Source organism: Sphingomonas sp. BLCC-B65 (assembly GCF_028550675.1).
In the GTDB taxonomy this organism is placed as follows: Bacteria; Actinomycetota; Actinomycetes; order Actinomycetales; family Microbacteriaceae; genus Microbacterium.
This window is the reverse complement of the sequence record NZ_JAQQGL010000001.1, coordinates 1,462,869-1,480,674: the sequence shown is the minus strand read 5'-3', so window position 1 is coordinate 1,480,674 and position 17,806 is coordinate 1,462,869. Positions and strand designations below refer to the sequence as shown.

General features: G+C 71.2%; 13 protein-coding genes. 12 read left to right on the top strand and 1 reads right to left on the bottom strand.

Annotated features, from left to right (window positions below; genetic code table 11):
* The first annotated feature begins 84 nt into the window (after positions 1 to 84).
* Positions 85 to 1,083, top strand: a complete 999-nt coding sequence (locus PP359_RS07095) for a LacI family DNA-binding transcriptional regulator (RefSeq protein WP_036318433.1) — start codon at positions 85 to 87, stop codon at positions 1,081 to 1,083.
* 18 nt (positions 1,084 to 1,101) lie between these two features.
* Here the strand turns inward: PP359_RS07095 and PP359_RS07090 are convergent, their stop codons facing one another.
* The gene (locus tag PP359_RS07090; RefSeq protein ID WP_433720267.1) at positions 1,102 to 2,298 is read right to left on the bottom strand and encodes an ROK family transcriptional regulator; all 1,197 of its coding nucleotides are present in this window, start codon (positions 2,296 to 2,298) and stop codon (positions 1,102 to 1,104) included.
* 112 nt (positions 2,299 to 2,410) lie between these two features.
* Here PP359_RS07090 and xylA point away from each other — a divergent pair, with 112 nt between their 5' ends.
* From xylA to PP359_RS07035, 11 genes are all read left to right on the top strand, one after another.
* Positions 2,411 to 3,598, top strand: a complete 1,188-nt coding sequence (gene xylA, locus PP359_RS07085; protein WP_347418307.1) for a xylose isomerase — start codon at positions 2,411 to 2,413, stop codon at positions 3,596 to 3,598.
* Between the two features lie 132 nt (positions 3,599 to 3,730).
* On the top strand, positions 3,731 to 5,029 hold the full coding sequence (xylB, locus tag PP359_RS07080; protein WP_347418308.1) for a xylulokinase: 1,299 nt from the start codon (positions 3,731 to 3,733) through the stop codon (positions 5,027 to 5,029).
* Between the two features lie 271 nt (positions 5,030 to 5,300).
* Positions 5,301 to 7,511, top strand: coding sequence for a glycogen debranching protein GlgX (gene glgX, locus PP359_RS07075; protein ID WP_295777858.1), 2,211 nt, complete (start codon positions 5,301 to 5,303; stop codon positions 7,509 to 7,511).
* A 2-nt stretch (positions 7,512 to 7,513) separates the two neighbouring features.
* Positions 7,514 to 9,910: a malto-oligosyltrehalose synthase gene (treY, locus tag PP359_RS07070; protein ID WP_499250191.1), complete on the top strand. Its 2,397-nt coding sequence runs from the start codon at positions 7,514 to 7,516 to the stop codon at positions 9,908 to 9,910.
* A gap of 251 nt (positions 9,911 to 10,161) precedes the next feature.
* A complete protein-coding gene (locus tag PP359_RS07065; RefSeq protein ID WP_499250190.1) occupies positions 10,162 to 11,814 on the top strand; it encodes a TIGR04028 family ABC transporter substrate-binding protein in 1,653 nt (550 codons plus the stop codon).
* 20 nt (positions 11,815 to 11,834) lie between these two features.
* Positions 11,835 to 12,887, top strand: a complete 1,053-nt coding sequence (locus PP359_RS07060) for an ABC transporter permease (RefSeq protein ID WP_039416744.1) — start codon at positions 11,835 to 11,837, stop codon at positions 12,885 to 12,887.
* Complete coding sequence (locus tag PP359_RS07055) at positions 12,884 to 13,774, top strand: ABC transporter permease (protein ID WP_499250189.1); 891 nt, start codon at positions 12,884 to 12,886, stop codon at positions 13,772 to 13,774. The genes PP359_RS07060 and PP359_RS07055 overlap by 4 nt, the downstream gene beginning before the upstream one ends.
* Positions 13,771 to 15,468: a dipeptide ABC transporter ATP-binding protein gene (locus PP359_RS07050; RefSeq protein WP_499250188.1), complete on the top strand. Its 1,698-nt coding sequence runs from the start codon at positions 13,771 to 13,773 to the stop codon at positions 15,466 to 15,468. The genes PP359_RS07055 and PP359_RS07050 overlap by 4 nt, the downstream gene beginning before the upstream one ends.
* Positions 15,465 to 16,538, top strand: a complete 1,074-nt coding sequence (locus PP359_RS07045) for a putative FMN-dependent luciferase-like monooxygenase (RefSeq protein ID WP_036317391.1) — start codon at positions 15,465 to 15,467, stop codon at positions 16,536 to 16,538. Before PP359_RS07050 ends, PP359_RS07045 begins: the two co-directional genes overlap by 4 nt.
* On the top strand, positions 16,535 to 17,179 hold the full coding sequence (locus tag PP359_RS07040) for a CMD domain protein (RefSeq protein ID WP_499250187.1): 645 nt from the start codon (positions 16,535 to 16,537) through the stop codon (positions 17,177 to 17,179). The genes PP359_RS07045 and PP359_RS07040 overlap by 4 nt, the downstream gene beginning before the upstream one ends.
* Before the next feature lies 1 nt (position 17,180).
* Complete coding sequence (locus tag PP359_RS07035; RefSeq protein ID WP_295817298.1) at positions 17,181 to 17,804, top strand: alkylhydroperoxidase domain protein; 624 nt, start codon at positions 17,181 to 17,183, stop codon at positions 17,802 to 17,804.
* Positions 17,805 to 17,806 lie beyond the last annotated feature (2 nt).

Here is a 17,806-nt window from a genome sequence, read left to right as displayed (position 1 = left end):
ACCAGTGTGTCCATTTGTTGTCAACAACGTCAAACGTTTTCAAAAACCTTTTCAATAACGTTTCCGTCCCCATAGGATCGCCCCGTGAGTCGCAGAGCCACCATCCATGACGTCGCCGCCGCCGCCGGAGTGTCGGTCGCCACGGTGTCCAAAGCGGTCAACGGGCGGTATGGCGTCGCCAGTGCGACGGTGTCGCGCGTACTGGATGCCGTGGCCGAGCTCGGCTACGAGTCGAGCCTCGTCGCGAGCAGCATGCGCTCCCGCCGAACGGGGGTCGTCGGCGTGCTCGTCTCGGACTTCGAGCCGTTCAGCGCGGAGGTGCTGAAGGGCGTCGGTGCGGCGCTCAGCAGCCACCGCTACGATCTGCTCGCGTACGCGGGTGCGCGCGACAGCGATCCGCAGGGGTGGGAACGTCGCTCGCTCAGTCGGCTCAGCGGCACACTCATCGATGCCGCCATCATGGTCACCCCCACGGTCGTCGGCGTCAACGCCGACGTGCCGATCGTCGCGGTCGACCCGCACGCCGGTCGCGTCGACATTCCCTCGGTCGAGTCCGACAGCCTCGCCGGAGGCTTCGAGGCGACGACGCACCTCCTCGAACTCGGGCATCGGCGCATCGGGTTCCTCGCGGGGCGTCCCGAGCTGCGCTCGTCGGAGATGCGCGAGGCGGGCTACCGCCGCGCGCTGCGCCATGCCGGCATCCGCTTCGACCCCGCCCTCGTGGCCGTGGGGATGTACGACCCCGACACGGTCCGGGTCGTCGGGCGTGCGCTGTTGCAGCAGTCTGACCGGCCCACGGCCGTCTTCGCCGCGAACGACCGCACGGCGCTCGGGCTCATCGAAGTGGCGGGGGAGCTGGGACTGGACGTGCCGGGCGATCTGTCGGTCATCGGCTTCGACGACATCCCCGAGGCCTTCCTCACGGCGCGTCCGCTCAGCACGGTGCGCCAGCCCATCCAGCGCCTCGGCGCCGAAGCCGCGCGGATGCTGGTCACGATGCTCGGCGGGGGCGCGCCCGAGGCCACACACCTCGTTCTTCCCACGCGGCTCATCCCGCGCGCCACCACCGCGCCGCTGCGCTGAGCGCGCGGATGCCGGGGGTCAGCCCGCGTCGGGCAGTGCGCCGGGCAGTGCGTCGAGGGGGTCGGTGAGCAGCGCGTCGAAGGCGATCTCGGCCGCGCCCACGAGCAGGCGGTCGGGGCCCAGGTCGGCCGCACGCAGGTGCAGGTCTTCGACGTTCATGGCCATGGCCTGCTCGCGGACGGCGCTCTGGAGGGCCTCGGCATCCTGGTCGAGGATCGTCGCCAGGAAGCCGCCGAGGATGACGGTCGACGGGTTGAGCACGTTCACGGCGTTCGCCAACGCCGTCGCGAGAATGCGGCGCTGGCGTTCGACCTCCGCCGCGACCTCCACGCTCCCCGAGGTGCGGATCGCCTCCTCGAGTGTGGGTTCGTCCGCGCTGTGCAGCCCCACGACGGCGAGCAGGCGCGAGCGACTCACCTCGTCTTCCAGGGTGCCCTGCGCGCCCGAGCGACGATCCGCCGGCTGTGCGATGCCCGGCCTGTTCTGGCCGAGCTCGCCGGCGTAGCCGCCCGCGCCGCGCACGAGGTGGCCGCCGATCACCAGGCCGCCGCCGATGCCGCTCGCGCCGCCGTTGACGTAGATCAGATCGGCGACGCCGCGACCGGCTCCGTAGCGGCTCTCGGCGAGGGCGCCGAGCGTCGCGTCGTTGTCGATCGCCGTCGGCAGGCCTGTGGCCTGCGCGAGCTCGTCGCGCAGCGGGGCGTCGGTCCAGTCGAGGTGCGGGGCGCGGCGCACGAGCCCATCGGCGGAGCGCACCAGCCCGGGCACCGCGATGCCGATGCCGACGATGCGGTGCGAGGCGAGCACCCCCGTGCGCCAGCGTTCGACCACCTCGGCGGTGAGCGCGGTGGCCTCGTGGGGGGTGAGCAGTCCGGCGAGCTCGATGCGCTCGCGGCACACGATCGCGCGATCGAGTCCGATGGCGGCCACGGTGAGGGCGTCGACCTCGGGATTGACCGCGATGGCGACCACGTCCGCGGCGGCCGCGACCGACGGTGAGGGCCGTCCCACCCGCCGGTGCATCTCGGGGGCGCCCTCGGTGGCGAGGCCCGCGCTGACGAGGTCGGCGACCAGCGCGCCGACCGTGGACCGGTTCAGACCCGTCGTCTCGGTGAGTGCCGCGCGCGAGAGGGGGCCGTCTTCGTGAACGAGCCGCAGCACGCGGGAGAGGTTGGCGCGCCGAACGCCCTCGACGGTTCCTTCTGCGCGTGCCACGCGTCCACCCTAGAGGCGCGGGTGCCGGGCGTCGCGGTAGACGACGGGTGCGTCGTGGTATAGGTTGCTGTCAACAACAAACCTCCCACCCGGGAGACCGCGAAGGAGCGTCATGACCACCCCGACCCCCGCCGACAAGTTCACCTTCGGTCTCTGGACCATCGGCTACAACGGCACCGACCCGTTCGGAGGCCCGACCCGTCCGCCGCTCGACGTCGTGCACGCGGTCGAGAAGCTCGCCGAGCTGGGGGCGTATGGGCTGACCTTCCACGACGACGATCTCTTCCCCTTCGGCTCCAGCGACGCCGACCGTCAGCACCAGATCGACCGTCTCAAGGGCGCGCTGGACGCGACGGGACTGAAGGTGCCGATGGTCACGACCAACCTCTTCAGCGCCCCCGTCTTCAAGGACGGCGGCTTCACCTCGAACGACCGCGACGTACGCCGCTTCGCCATCCGCAAGGTGCTGCGCCAGATCGACCTCGGAGCCGAGCTCGGCGCGCAGACGTTCGTCATGTGGGGCGGTCGCGAAGGCGCCGAGTACGACTCCGCGAAGGACATCCGCCAGGCGCTGGAGCGCTACCGCGAAGCCGTCAACTTCCTCGGCGATTACGTCGTCAGCAAGGGCTATGACATCCGCTTCGCGATCGAGCCCAAGCCGAACGAGCCGCGCGGCGACATCCTCCTGCCGACGGTCGGGCACGCCCTCGCCTTCATCGACTCGCTCGAGCGTCCCGAGCTCGTGGGCCTGAACCCCGAGGTCGGTCATGAGCAGATGGCGGGGCTGAACTTCGCGGCCGGCATCGCCCAGGCGCTGTACCACGGCAAGCTCTTCCACATCGACCTCAACGGCCAGCGCGGCATCAAGTACGACCAGGACCTCGTGTTCGGCCACGGCGACCTGCACAATGCGTTCGCGCTGGTCGACCTGCTCGAAAACGGGGGTCCGAACGGCGGCCCGGCCTACGAGGGACCGCGCCACTTCGATTACAAGCCCTCGCGCACCGAGGACGAGACCGGCGTCTGGGACTCGGCAGCCGCAAACATGCGCACGTACCTGCTGCTGAAGGAGCGGGCGGCCGCTTTCCGCGCCGATCCGGAGGTGCAGGAGGCACTCGCCGCTGCGCGCGTGGCCGAGCTCGCTCAGCCGACGTTCGCCGAGGGCGAGAGCTACGACGACTTCGTGGCCGACCGCTCCGCCTACGAGGACTTCGACACCGACGCCTACCTCGGTGGCAAGGGCTTCGGTTTCGTCCGCCTGCAGCAGCTGGCCACCGAGCACCTGCTCGGCGCCCGCTGACCCCGGCATCCGCCCGACCGCCCCGCCCGCGAGACACCACGTCCGCACCGAGACACCCGCCGCACGCCGGTGTCTCGGTGCGGATCCGGTGTCTCGGCGGGTGGTGGCGGTCCACCGAGAGAGGATGCCGAGATGGCACTCGTGATGGGCGTCGACAGCTCGACGCAGTCCTGCAAGGTCGTCATCGTCGATGCGGAGACGGGAGCCGTGGTCCGTTCGGGGCGCGCGTCGCATCCCGACGGGACGAGCGTCGACCCCGAGGCGTGGTGGAGCGCGCTCCAGGCCGCGATCGCGGATGCCGGCGGCATGACGGACGTCGAGGCATGGGCGATCGGCGGCCAGCAGCACGGCATGGTCGCGCTCGATGCGACCGGTGCGGTCGTCCGCGACGCGCTGCTGTGGAACGACACCCGGTCGGCGCCGGCCGCCGCCGACCTCGTCGCCGAGTTCGGCGGCGAGGCGCTGGCCACGCGCACGGGTCTCGTGCCCGTGGCCTCCTTCACGATCACGAAGCTGCGATGGCTGCGTGACGTCGAGCCCGACAACGCCGCCGCCGTCGCCGCCGTCGCGCTGCCGCACGACTGGCTGACCTGGCGTCTGCGCGGCTTCGGTCCGGTGGTCGAGGGTGCGGTGGCATTCGACGAGCTGACCACCGACCGGTCGGACGCCTCGGGGACGGGCTACTGGAACCCCGCGACAGGTGCCTACGATCGCGATCTGCTCGTCGCCGCGCTCGGTCACGACGCCGCCCTGCCGCGGGTGCTCGGCCCGGACGAGTGGGTGTTGGATGCCGCGGGCCGTCGGGTCGGCCCCGGCGCGGGCGACAACGCGGCCGCCGCCCTGGGCGTCGGTGCCGACGTCGGCGACGTCGTCGTGTCGATCGGCACGAGCGGCACGGTGTTCGCGGTCAGTGCGCAGCGCACGATCGACCCGACCGGCACCGTCGCCGGCTTCGCCGACGCCGCCGGTCACTTCCTTCCGCTCGTCGCCACGCTCAACGCGGCGCGGGTGCTCGATGTGACGGCACGGCTCCTCGCTGTCGATCACGATGAGCTGAGCGCGCTCGCTCTCGCCGCTCCCGCCGGAGCCGCCGGTCTGCGGTTGCTGCCGTACTTCGAGGGGGAGCGCACGCCCAACCTGCCGGACGCCACAGCGGAGCTGACGGGCATGACGCTCGCCTCCACGACGCGCGAGAACCTCGCCCGCGCGGCGGTGGAGGGCATGCTGCGAGGACTCGCGGCCGGCCTGGATGCCATCCGCGGGCTCGGTGTGCCGATCGAACGGGCGCTGCTGGTCGGCGGCGGCGCGCAGTCCGAGGCGGTGCGGCGCATCGCCCCCGACGTGCTCGGCGTGCCGGTGGACGTGCCCGCGGCGGGCGAGTACGTCGCGCTCGGGGCCGCTCGTCAGGCCGCCCGCATCCTCGCCGCCTGACGGCATCCCGCACCGCCGGCGTCCTGCAGCCAGCGAGAAACCATCCCCGCTGCGAGACATCACGTCTGCACGTGTTTCTCGCTCCGAGGCTGGTTTCTCGCGGGATGCCGCGGCGCATAGCAACTCCGCGCGCCCGCGTCCAGACCCACCGTCCCACACCCCGACGAGAGGGTCCGAGGCCTAGGCTGAACTCGTCACGGGATGGTCTCGTCACGGTTCGAGCGTGTGGCAACGGTGTCACCGAACGATGTCATCGCACAGGGAGTCGCACATGCAGGCATGGCCAGGATCCGCGTACCCGCTCGGGGCGACGTTCGACGGCAGTGGAACGAACTTCGCGCTGTTCAGTGAGGGTGCCGAGCGTGTCGAGCTGTGTCTGTTCGGCGACCGCGGCAAAGAGACGCGCATCGAGATGCGCGACGTCGATGCGTTCGTGTGGCACGTGTATCTGCCCACGGTGCAGCCGGGCCAGCGATATGGCTATCGCGTGCACGGGCCGAATGATCCCGCCAACGGGCATCGGTTCAACCCCAACAAGCTGCTGCTCGACCCCTACGCCAAGGCGGTCGAAGGGCAGGTCCACTGGGGGCAGTCGGTGTTCGGCTACGACTTCGGCGACCCCGACTCCCGCAACGACGAGGACTCGGCCGCCGCCATGATGAAGGGCGTCGTCGTCAACCCCTTCTTCGACTGGGCGGGCGACCGGCTGCCGAAGACCCCGTATGCCGAGACCGTCATCTATGAGGCCCACGTCAAGGGGCTGACGCAGCTGCATCCCGAGATCCCCGAGGAGATCCGCGGCACGTACAGCGCGATCGCGCATCCCGCCGTCATCGAGCACCTCAAGCACATCGGCGTGACCGCGATCGAGCTCATGCCGGTGCACCAGTTCGTCAACGACTCCACCCTGCAGGAGAAGGGTCTCAGCAACTACTGGGGCTACAACACGATCGCCTTCCTCGCGCCGCAGAACACCTACTCCTCGACCGGTCAGCGCGGTCAGCAGGTGCAGGAGTTCAAGAGCATGGTGAAAGCCCTGCACGCCGCGGGCATCGAGGTCATCCTCGACGTGGTCTACAACCACACCGCGGAGGGCAACCACATGGGCCCGACGTTGTCGATGCGCGGCATCGACAACGAGGCGTACTACCGGCTCGAAGCCGACGACAAGCGGTACTACACCGACTACACCGGCACCGGCAACAGCATGAACGTCGGCAACCCGCACACCCTCCAGCTGATCATGGACTCCCTCCGCTACTGGGTGCTGGAGATGCACGTCGACGGCTTCCGGTTCGATCTGGCGGCGACCCTCGCCCGCGAGTTCTATGAGGTCGATCGACTCGCGGCCTTCTTCGAGATCGTGCAGCAGGATCCGGTGATCTCGCAGGTCAAGCTCATCGCCGAACCCTGGGACATCGGCCCCGGCGGCTACCAAGTGGGCAACTTCCCGCCGCAGTGGACGGAGTGGAACGGCAAGTACCGCGACACCGTCCGCGACCTGTGGCGCGGCGAGCCGGCGACACTGGGCGAGTTCGCGTCGCGGCTGACGGGCTCGGCAGACCTGTACGAGAACTCGGGGCGTCGACCGGTCGCCTCCATCAACTTCGTCACCGCGCACGACGGCTTCACGCTCCGCGACCTCGTCTCGTACAACGAGAAGCACAACGAGGCCAACGGCGAGGACAACAACGACGGCGAATCGCACAACCGATCGTGGAACTGCGGTGTGGAAGGCCCCACCGACGACCAGGGCGTCCTGATGCTGCGCGCGCGCCAGCAGCGCAACTTCCTTGCCACGCTGCTGCTCAGCCAGGGCGTGCCGATGATCTCGCACGGCGATGAGCTGGGCCGCACGCAGGGCGGCAACAACAACGGGTACGCGCAGGACAACGACATCACCTGGATCGACTGGAATCACGTCGATCAGCCGCTCGTGGAGTTCACGGCCGCCCTCGCCCGGTTGCGCCGCGAGCATCCGACGTTCCGGCGCAGCCGCTTCTTCGACGGCCGGCCCGTCCGCCGCGAGGAGGGTGCGCCGCTGCCCGACATCGCGTGGCTGCGCCCCGACGGCACCGAGATGCAGCCCGAGGACTGGGAGTCCGGCTTCGGCCGGGCGGTCGGGGTGTTCCTCAACGGCGACGGCATCCGTGAGCGCGATCGGCGCGGCGAGCAGATCGAGGATCGCCACTTCTTCATCCTGTTCAACGCGGGCGACGAAGGGCTCTCGTTCACGATCCCGCGCGCCGAGTTCAGTCCGCAGTGGGAGATCGTCGTCGACACCACGGGACAGCTCACCGACACCGAGCCGCGCCGCGGGGGAGAGGCCGTGGAGCTCGCGGGCCGCTCGCTCATCGTCCTGCGCGACTATCAGGAGGACAAGCCCGACGTCGACCACTCCGTCGCCGCGTCGCTGGCGGCGCTGACGGTGCCGATCGACATCGTCCGCTCCCCGGCCCCGCAGACCGAGCTGCCGCACTGACCGTGATCGCCGACAGCCGCGGTCTTCCCGCGTCCACCTACCGTCTGCAGGTGCGTGCGTCGTTTGATCTGGATGCCGCCGCCGCCGTCACCGACTACCTGCGCGATCTCGGCGTCGACTGGGCCTACCTGTCGCCGATCCTGCAGGCGGCCTCCGGCTCCGATCACGGCTACGACGTCGTCGACCCGACGAGAGTGGACGACGATCGGGGCGGCCGGGCTGGCCTCGAGCGCTTCGTCTGCGCCGCGCGGGCGGCCGGTCTCGGCATCCTCGTCGACATCGTGCCGAACCATCAGGGCGTTGCCGATCCGACCGAGAACCCGTGGTGGTGGGACGTCCTGACCCACGGGCGCGCTTCCCGATTCGCGCAGGGCTTCGACATCGATTGGGCGCACGGTGCCGAACGCGTCGTGCTGCCGGTGCTGGGCGGCGACCTCGACGAGGTGCTCGGCGCCGGCGAGATCGAGGTACGGCCTGCGACCACCGACGACGAGACCGGGACGGCCCGCTACTACGACCTCGTCCTCCCCCTCGCACCCGGCACGGCGCCGCTGCACGCGACGACCGACCGCACGGCCGTTCGCGACGTGCTCGAACGCCAGCACTGGCGGCTCACGTCGTGGCGGCGGGATGCCGCGGAGCTCAACTACCGCCGCTTCTTCACGGTGACCTCGCTCGCGGGGGTGCGCGTGGAGCTGCCCGACGTGTTCGCGGCGTCGCACGTCGAGATCCTCCGATGGGTGCGAGAGGGGCTCGTCGACGGCCTGCGCATCGACCACCCCGACGGCCTCGCCGATCCAGGCGGCTATCTCGACGCGCTCGCCGCGGCGGTCGCACAGGCGCGCGGCCCCGCGTCGACTCGCAGCTTCCCCGTCTACGTGGAGAAGATCCTCGAGCCCGGCGAGCAGCTGCCGGGCTGGTGGGCGACGACGGGCACCACCGGCTACGACGCGCTCGGGGAGATCGACCGCGTGCTCGTCGACCCGGCCGGTGAGGCGGCTCTCACCGCAGAGGACGAGCGGCTGCGCGGCGCCCGGCTGAGTTGGGCCGACATGATCGCCGGGACCAAGCGGGAGATCGCCGACACGTCTCAGGCGGCGGAGGTGGGGCGGCTCATCCGCTGCCTGCCGCCGTCCCTGCGGGCCGGTCTGGGCGACGATCGCGCGCGCGACGCATTCGCGGAGCTGCTGGCAGCCTTCCCCGTCTACCGCGCGTATCTTCCCGCCGGCGCCGACGTGCTCGCGGATGCCGTGGCTGCGGCATCCCTTCGGCGTCCTGACCTGGCGGATGCGCTCGCCCAGGTCGCCGATGCCGTCGCGGACGCCTCGTCCGAGCTGTCGCGTCGTTTCATGCAGACGACCGGGCCGGTGATGGCCAAAGGTGTCGAAGATCGCGCCTTCTACCGATACACGCGCCTCACCTCGCTCACCGAGGTGGGCGGCGATCCGTCGCAGTTCGCTCTGCCGGTCGAGGGTCTGCACGCCGCCTTCGCGCGTCGGCAGGCGTCGTGGCCGGCTGCGCTGACGACCCTGACGACGCACGACACGAAACGCTCCGCCGATGTCCGCGCACGCCTGTCGGTGCTCGCGGAGATGCCCGATCGCTGGGCGACGGCGCTCGACGCGCTGCGTGCGGAGGGCTCCACCGGCGATGGTCCGCTCGACGCGCTGCTGTGGCAGGCGGTCGTGGGCGCATGGTCGGACGATCCCGCCCTCCCCGAGCGGCTGCACGCATACGCCGAGAAGGCGGCGCGCGAGGGCGACGTCGGCACCAGCTGGACCGATCCCGATGAGGCGTTCGAGGCGCGCGTGCACGCGCTGATCGACGCCGCTTTCGGTGCGGCGCGCCCGATCGTGGAGAGCGTCGTGCGCGACCTCGTCGCGCCGGGCCGATCCAACGCGCTCGCCGCCGCGCTGCTGCACCTGGCCGGTCCCGGCGTGCCGGACGTGTACCAGGGCACCGAGCTGTGGGACCTCTCGCTGGTCGACCCCGACAACCGGCGCCCGGTGGACATCGAGCGCCGCCGCGAACTGCTCGCCCGCCTGGACGGCGGATGGATGCCGGGTATCGACGATTCCGGCGCGGCCAAGCTGCTGGTGGTCTCGCGGACGCTGCGCCTGCGGCGCGAGCGCCCCGAACTGTTCTCCCGTTACGTCGCGCTCCCGGTCGTGGGCGCGGCCGACGCGCACGCCCTGGCGTTCGATCGCGGAGGCGCGGTCGCCGTCGCGACGAGGCTGCCGGTCGGTCTCGCTGACCGCGGCGGCTGGGGCGGGACGGCCGTGATGCTTCCGGCGGGTCGGTGGCGCGACGCATTCACCGGGCGTGAGATCGACGGCGGGGCCGCGAGCCTCGGCATCCTGCTCGCCGACCTGCCGGTCGCCCTGCTGACGCGGGCCTGAGCGTCGGCGCGGCGCGTTTCGACTCGTCGCTGCGCTCCTCGCTCAACGACCGGGGGTGCCCCCACTCCGGTCGTTGAGCGAGCGCAGCGAGCCGAAACGCAGAGCGCAGCGAGCCGAAACGCCTCGCGTGTGACGTTTCGTGACGTTCGCTTACGTCACGTGACCGGCGGCTGGTCGCGATGGCCAGCGCCGTGGTGGGGTGGATCATCCCGCACACCGCAGCGCCGCCCGGCGCACACCAGGAGACCACCATGTCCCGACTCACCCGTACGACTCTCGCGGCGGCATCCACCCTCGCCGCCGTCGCCCTGCTCGCCGGCTGCGCGTCCGGCGCCGCCGCCCCGTCCGCCTCGGCCGGGGGCGAGCCCCAGACGGGCGGCACCCTCACCTATCTCGAGCCGCAGACCTGGACGACGCTGTATCCGCCGTCCGCGGGCTTCTACCCCAACGGCGGCATCGTCAACAACGTGACCGACCGCCTCCTCTACCAGAACCCCGAGACGCTCGAGCTCGAGCCGTGGATCGCCACCGACTACAAGGTCAACGACGACGCCACCGAGTACACGTTCGACCTGCGCACCGATGTCACCTACTCCGACGGCACGCCGCTGACCGCCGCGAACGTCGTGAAGAACATCGACCTCTACGGCAAGGGTGACAAGGCTCGGGCGCTTCCGGTGTCGGAGGCGATCAACAACTACGACCACGGCGAGGTGACCGGCGACCACACGGTCGTGTTCCACTTCACCGCGCCGTCGCCCGGCTTCGCGCAGGCCGTCTCGACCATCAACTCGGGTCTGCTGTCGGATGCGACGCTCGACCGCACCAGCGAGCAGTTCGGCCCGGGTAACGCCACCAAGATCATCGGCAGCGGTCCGTTCGTCATCTCCGACGAGCAGATCGGCACGCAGACCAGTGTCACCGCGCGCAAGGATTACAACTGGGCGCCGCCGTCCCTGAAGCACCAGGGCGCCGCCTACCTCGCGGGCGTCAATTACGTCGTCGCGGCGGAGAACAGTGTGCGCGTCGGCACCGTCGTCGCCGGCCAGGCCGACATCGCCCGCAACATCCCGGCCCCCGACGAGGCGCAGTTCGCCGCCGGCGGCCTGTCACTGCACGCCGCTGCCACCAACGGCGTGAACAACGGCCTGAGCTTCCGCTTCCGCGAGCCGCGTCTGGCCGACGTGCGCGTGCGTCAGGCGATCATCGCCGGCATCGATCGTCAGAAGATCGTCGACACCCTGTTCACGAAGAACTATCCGCTGGCCACCGGGGCGCTCGCCAAGACGGCGCTCGGCTACGTCGACACGTCCTCTTACTACACGTACGACCCCGCCAAGGCCGCGTCGCTGCTGGATGCCGCGGGCTGGACCCTCGGATCCGACGGCATCCGTGCCAAGGACGGCCAGAAGCTGACGCTGAGCTTCAACGAGGCGCTGCCGCAGCCGCGCTCGAAGGAGGTCGTGACCCTCATCCAGGAGCAGCTGGGCAAGCTCGGCATCCAGGTGAACCTGTTCGCCGGCGACATGGCCGCGCAGACCAAGGCGTCGACCGACCAGAGCGTCATCCAGGTGTACCACTCCATGGTCGGCCGCGCGGACTTCGATGTGCTGAAGTCGCAGTACTTCTCGAAGAACCGCAACACGCTGCTCAACCTGAACCCGGCTGACGGCAGCATCGGCGACCCGCAGCTCGACACGCTTCTGCAGGCCATCGCCTCCGAGCCGACCACGGCCCAGCGTCAGGCGGCATCCGAGGCGGCGCAGACCTACCTCGCCGAGAACGCGTACATCCTGCCGATCTTCGAGGAACCGCAGGTCTTCGGCCTGACGGCCAAGGTCCAGGGCTTCGAGACCGAGTCGGTCGGACGCCCGACCTTCTACTCGACCTGGCTCGCGGGCTGAGTCGGGAGATCCGGGAATCCATGACGTACGTCCTTCGTCGTGTGGGCCAGGCGGTGCTCGTGCTCGCTCTGGCCTACACGGCGGCCTACCTGCTGCTGGCCGCGCTCCCCGGTGACGCCGTCATCGCCCGGTACGGGAGCCCCGAGCTGGGGCTCACCCCCGAGCAGATCGAGGCGATCCGCCAGTCGCTGGGTGCCGATCAGCCGCTCGTCGTCCAGTACGTCCGCTCGATCGCGGGCTTCTTGACGGGAGACTTCGGCTACTCGGTGGCCAGCGGTGCCGCCGTCTCCGATCTCATCGCGACGGCGCTGCCGCCCACGCTGACCCTCGCGGTGCTCGGACTCGCGCTGGCGGTGTTCCTCGCGGTGACGATCGCCTTCACCGCGACCTACGGTGGGGGTCGCCTGCTGCGCCGGGTGTTTCGCGGCATCCCGCCGCTGTTCGTGTCGCTGCCGGTGTTCTGGATCGGCATCATCCTGATCCAGGTGTTCTCCTTCCGCCTGGGTCTGGTCCCGGTGATCGGGGCGAACCCGGTGCAGGCACTGATCCTGCCCGTGATCACGCTGGCGATCCCGATCGCGGCCCCCCTCTCCCAGGTGCTGATGCGTTCGATCGACGAGGTCCGCGAGCAGCCGTTCGTGGCGGTGGTCCGTGCGCGCGGGGCCAGCACGCCGTGGCTGCTGTGGCGAAACGTCGCCCGCAACGCGCTGCTGCCGACCCTCACGATGGCCGGCCTGCTGTTCGGCGAGCTGGTGGGCGGCGCGGTCGTGACCGAGACGGTCTTCGCCCGCGCCGGCATCGGTCAGCTGACGGCGCAGGCCGTCGCCAACCGCGACACCCCGGTGCTGCTCGCCGTCGTCGTGATCTCCACGGTCGCCTTCGTCGTCATCAACCTGATCGTCGACCTGCTGTATCCCGTGCTCGACGCGCGACTGCGCACCGCCGGCCGTGTCCGCGGGTCGGCCGCGGCACCGCGCGAGGAGGCCGCCGACCGTGCCGTCGACGAGCTCGTGGATGCCGAGGTCGGCACCCCCATCGCGGCCACCACTTCCTCCCGAGGAGAAAACCGATGACCGCTCTGGCCACCACCGCCGGACTCGACGGCGCCGCCGCCACGGGTCCGGGCGCGGGTCCGTCCGCCGACCGGGGCATTCGATGGGCGGCGCTCCTCGCGCGCGTCGGGTTCGTCCTGCCCGCGCTCGTCATCCTCGTCGCGCTGCTCTGGGCGCTGTTTCCGGGACTGTTCACGGGGCAGAACCCCACCGAGACCGTCGCGCCCGCGCTGCAGGCGCCCAGCCCCGAGCACTGGTTCGGCACCGACGCGACCGGCCGCGATCTCTACACCCGCGTCGTCTACGGGGCGTCGCAGTCGATCATCGGCGCTCTCATCGCGGTGCTCGTCGGTCTCGTCGTCGGCACCGCCGTCGGCCTCGCCGCCGGCGCGCTCGGCGGCGCCGTCGACGAAACGCTCATGCGTCTCGTCGACGTGCTGCTCGCGATCCCCGGTCTGCTGCTGTCGCTCAGCGTCGTCATCCTGCTCGGCTTCGGCACCACGAGCGCGGCCGTCGCGGTCGGAGTCACCTCGATCGCCGTGTTCGCCCGGCTGGCGCGCTCGCGAGTCGTCAGTGTGCGCGTGTCGGACTTCGTCGAGGCGGCCTACGGCTCGGGCGGCACGTTCCTCGGCGTGCTGTGGCGCCACATCCTGCCCAACTCGTTGACTCCGGTGATCGCGCTGGCGGCGCTGCAGTTCGGCTCGGCGATCCTGCAGATCTCGATCCTCGGCTTCCTCGGCTACGGCGCGCCGCCGCCCACGCCCGAGTGGGGCCTGCTGATCGCCGAGGGGCGCAACTACGTCGCCACCGCCTGGTGGCTCACGGTCTTGCCCGGGCTGATCGTCGTCGTCGTCGTGCTGGCGACCAACCGCCTCAGCCAGGCCCTTCGAGGAGGGGATGCCGCATGAGCGCGCAGCCGCTGCTGTCCATCCGCGACCTCGCCGTCGAGTACCGCACGCGGCGCGGAACGGTCGACGCCGTCCGCGGGGTCTCGTTCGACGTCGAGGCGGGGGCGGTCACGGCTCTGGTCGGCGAGTCCGGTTCGGGCAAGACGACCGTCGCCCAGTCGGTCATCGGCCTGCTCGCCGCCAACGGCCGCGTGTCGGGCGGAAGCATCCGCCTCTCCGAGCGCACCGACGGCCTGACCGATCTCGTCGGGTTGTCCGAGCGGCGGTGGCGCCACCTGCGCGGTCGGTGCATCGCCCTGATCCCGCAAGACCCCGGCAACTCGCTCAACCCGGTCGCAACCATCGAGTGGAGCGTCGCCGAGGCGCTGCGCATCCACGGGTGGAAGGATCGCGTCAAGATCCGCGCGCGCGTCATCGATCTGCTGGAACGCGTCGGCATCGACGACCCCGAATCCCGCGCGCGCCAGTACCCGCACGAGCTGTCGGGCGGTATGCGCCAGCGCGTGCTCATCGCCGCCGCGCTCGCGCTCGAGCCCGAGCTGATCATCGCCGACGAGCCGACGAGCGCGCTCGATGTCACCGTGCAGCGCACGGTCCTCGACCTGCTCGACGAGCTGCGGACCGAGACCGGCACCGGCATCCTCTTCATCACGCACGACCTCGCCGTCGCCGCCGACCGCTCCGACGCGCTCGTCGTCATGCAGGCAGGTCGGGTGCAGGAGGCCGGACCGACCGCTCAGGTGCTCGCCGCGCCGACGTCGCCCTACACCCGCACGCTTCTGGCCGACGCCCCCTCGCTCGCGCGCGTCGTCGAGCGGGCGGCGCCGCCGGCCGCGGCATCCGCACCCCTGGTCGAGGTCACCGGGCTCACGCAGGAGTTCCGCCGCGCCGGGCGTTCACCGTTGGTCGCCGTCGACGACGTGTCGTTCACGGTGGCGCGCGGGACGACGCACGCGCTGGTCGGCGAGTCGGGCTCGGGCAAGACCACGACGGGACGCTCGATCGCGGGCTTCAACGACCCGACGCGCGGCACCATCCGCGTCGGCGGCACCGAGGTCACCGCGCTCGCCGGCGGACGTGCTCGCCGCGCGTTCCACCGCACCACCCAGCTGGTCTACCAGAACCCCTACGCCTCACTCGATCCGCGTCAGAGCATCGGCGACATCCTCGCCGAGCCGCTGCGCAACTTCGGCATCGGCAGCGGCGGCGAGCGGGCCGAGCGGGTGGCCCATCACCTCGAGCTGGTCGCTCTCGCGCCCGAGATCGCGTCGCGGCATCCGCGGGAGCTTTCCGGCGGGCAGCGTCAGCGTGTCGCCATCGCGCGCGCCCTGATCGTCGAACCCGAGCTGGTCGTGCTCGACGAGGCCGTCTCGGCGCTGGACGTCACCGTGCAGGCCCAGATCCTGCGGCTGCTCGCCCGGCTGCAGAGCGACCTGGGCCTCACCTACGTGTTCATCTCCCACGACCTCGCCGTCGTGCGTCAGATCGCCGACACGGTCTCGGTACTGCGTCGGGGGCGTCAGGTCGAGCATGGCCCGGCCGCCGAGGTCTTCGCCGGTCCTCAGCACGCCTACACGCGCGAGCTCCTCGCGGCGATCCCCGGGGCATCGCTGCGCTCAGAGTCCGCATCCACGCCGGCGGCCCTGACCGCCCCCGACTCCGCCGCCCCTCATCAGGAAGAGGTATCCGCATGAGCGGTCCCCGTCTCGGCTTCTTCAGCCGCGTGCTCGAAGAGGCCTCCGCCGCCGATCGTTACCGGTTCGCGATCGAACAGATCGCCCACGCGGAACAGGCCGGCTTCGCTTCGGCCTGGCTCGCGCAGCACCATTTCGGCGAGCACGAGGGCGGCCTGCCGTCGCCGTTCGTGCTGCTGGCCGCCGCCGCGGAGCGCACGAGCCGCATCGCGCTGGCCACCGGCGTCGTCACTCTTCCGCTGGATGACCCGCTGCGCGTCGCCGAGGATGCGACGGTGCTCGATCAGATCAGCGGCGGACGCGTGCAGCTGGGGCTGGCCACCGGGGGGACGCCCTCCTCGTTCGCGGCGTTCGGCCGCGAGTCCGACCGTCGCCGCGAGATCTTCGCCGATCACCTCGACGTGCTCCTCGACGCCCTCGAAGGGCGCGGCGTGCGCGGCACCGACTCGCGCATCTATCCCGCCGCGGGCGATCTGTCGGCGCGCATCTGGCAGGCGACGTTCTCGATCGACGGCGGCCGCCGGGCAGGGGAGCGCGGTGACGGCCTGCTGCTCTCGCGCACGCAGCCGCGCACGCCCGACGCACCCGACGCGCCGCTGCACGAGCTGCAGCTGCCGATCATCGAGGCCTACCGGGCCGCTCTTCCCGACGGCGCCCCCGTCCGCGTCCTCGCCTCCCGGACGGCGCTCGTCGTCGACCCGGAGAACCGTACGCGCGCGCTCGAGTTGGCCGGTGACGGCCTGCGTCACCTCGCGCGCACCATGTTCGGCCTCGACACCGACGGCGTCTCCCTCGACGAGCTCGTCCGCCTCACCGATACCCACGTCGGCACCGTCGACGAGGTGGTCGCATCGCTGTCGGCCGATCGCACACTGCCCGAGGCCAGCGACGTCTCGTTCCAGGTGCACTCGATCGCGGCGACCCACGAGCTGACCCTCCGCTCCCTCGAGCTGCTGGCCGGCGAGGTCGCCCCGCGCCTCGGCTTCGCCGTCGGAGCGGACGCCGCCGCCGCGCTCCACCACGCCCATCGTCCGCTCGCCCTCGTCGCCTCCTCGGAAGGACTCGCATGACCACCCCCAGCGCCGACATCATCGACCTGCTCGCCGGCATCGCGCCGAGCGATCCGCTCGCCGCGGTGCGCGAGAAGCGCGCGCAGGCCCGCGAGAACGCCCAGCGCAGCTTCGAGGCGCTGCTCGAGCCTGCCGAGCCGGGCACGTTCGCACTGGCGGAGCGGTACGCGGTCGCCTCGTTCGTCTCGCAGCTGCACGGTTTCGACGCGGCGACCGCGTTCTACGGCGACCTCCTGGGCGACGAGACCCCCGCGTTGACCTCCGTCGTCGCGTCCGCCGCGGCCTCCGCCGCCGCGACCGGGCCGTTCGGCGCCTATCGCGAGCCGCGCCTGCAGGCGGAGTCCACCGACGGCGTGCGCTGGACTCCGGATGCCGCGACCGCCTCCGACCTGGGCCCGCGACTGTCCGGCGCGTTCGCGCACGCACATCTGCTCGTCTTCCGTCCGCGCGAGGCGCGCGCCGAGGCGCTTCAGGACCTCGTGGATGCCGGGTGGAGCCCCGACGACATCGTCTCGCTGTCGCAGCTCATCGCCTTCCTGAGCTTCCAGCTGCGTGTGGCCTGGGGGCTGCGCGCGCTGGCCGCGGCATCCGCACCGGTCGCCGCCTCCGCCGCCTCCGCCACCGTTTCCGAAGGAGCCTGAGATGACCGACGTCGTCACCACCTACGCCGACCTGGCTCGACCCGACGCGTTCACCCAGGAAGGACTCGGCTGGGTCCCGTGGCTGCTTCCCGTGGCCGAGGACGAGCTCACCGACGCCCAACGCGATGCGCTCATCGAACCGGCTCGCGCCAAGATGCCGTACTTCCGACTGCTCGCCCGCGACCCCGAGGCGCTCCGCGCCCGCACGCTGACCGACCTCGACATCTTCTACAACGTCACCGGCGGCATCGGTCGTGCCGAGCGAGAGCTCGCCGCCGCCGCGACCTCGCGCCACAACGGCTGCGTCTTCTGCGCGTCGGTGCACGCCGCCGCCGCGACCCGCGAGTCCGGCCGCGAGGCCGACGTGCAGCGGCTGCTCGACGAGGGCGTGGACGCCGACCTCGGCGACGAGACGTGGAACGCGGTGGTCGCGGCATCCGTCGCCCTCGCCGACACCCCGTTGGCGTTCGGTGAACCAGACATCGCGCGCCTGCGGGCAGCGGGGCTCGACGATGCCGAGATCGTCGACGTCATCGGCGGCGCCGCGTTCTTCAACTGGGCGAACCGGCTCATGCTGTCGCTCGGCGAGCCCGAGGTTCCCGCCCGCCGCGCCTCCACCCGATAACC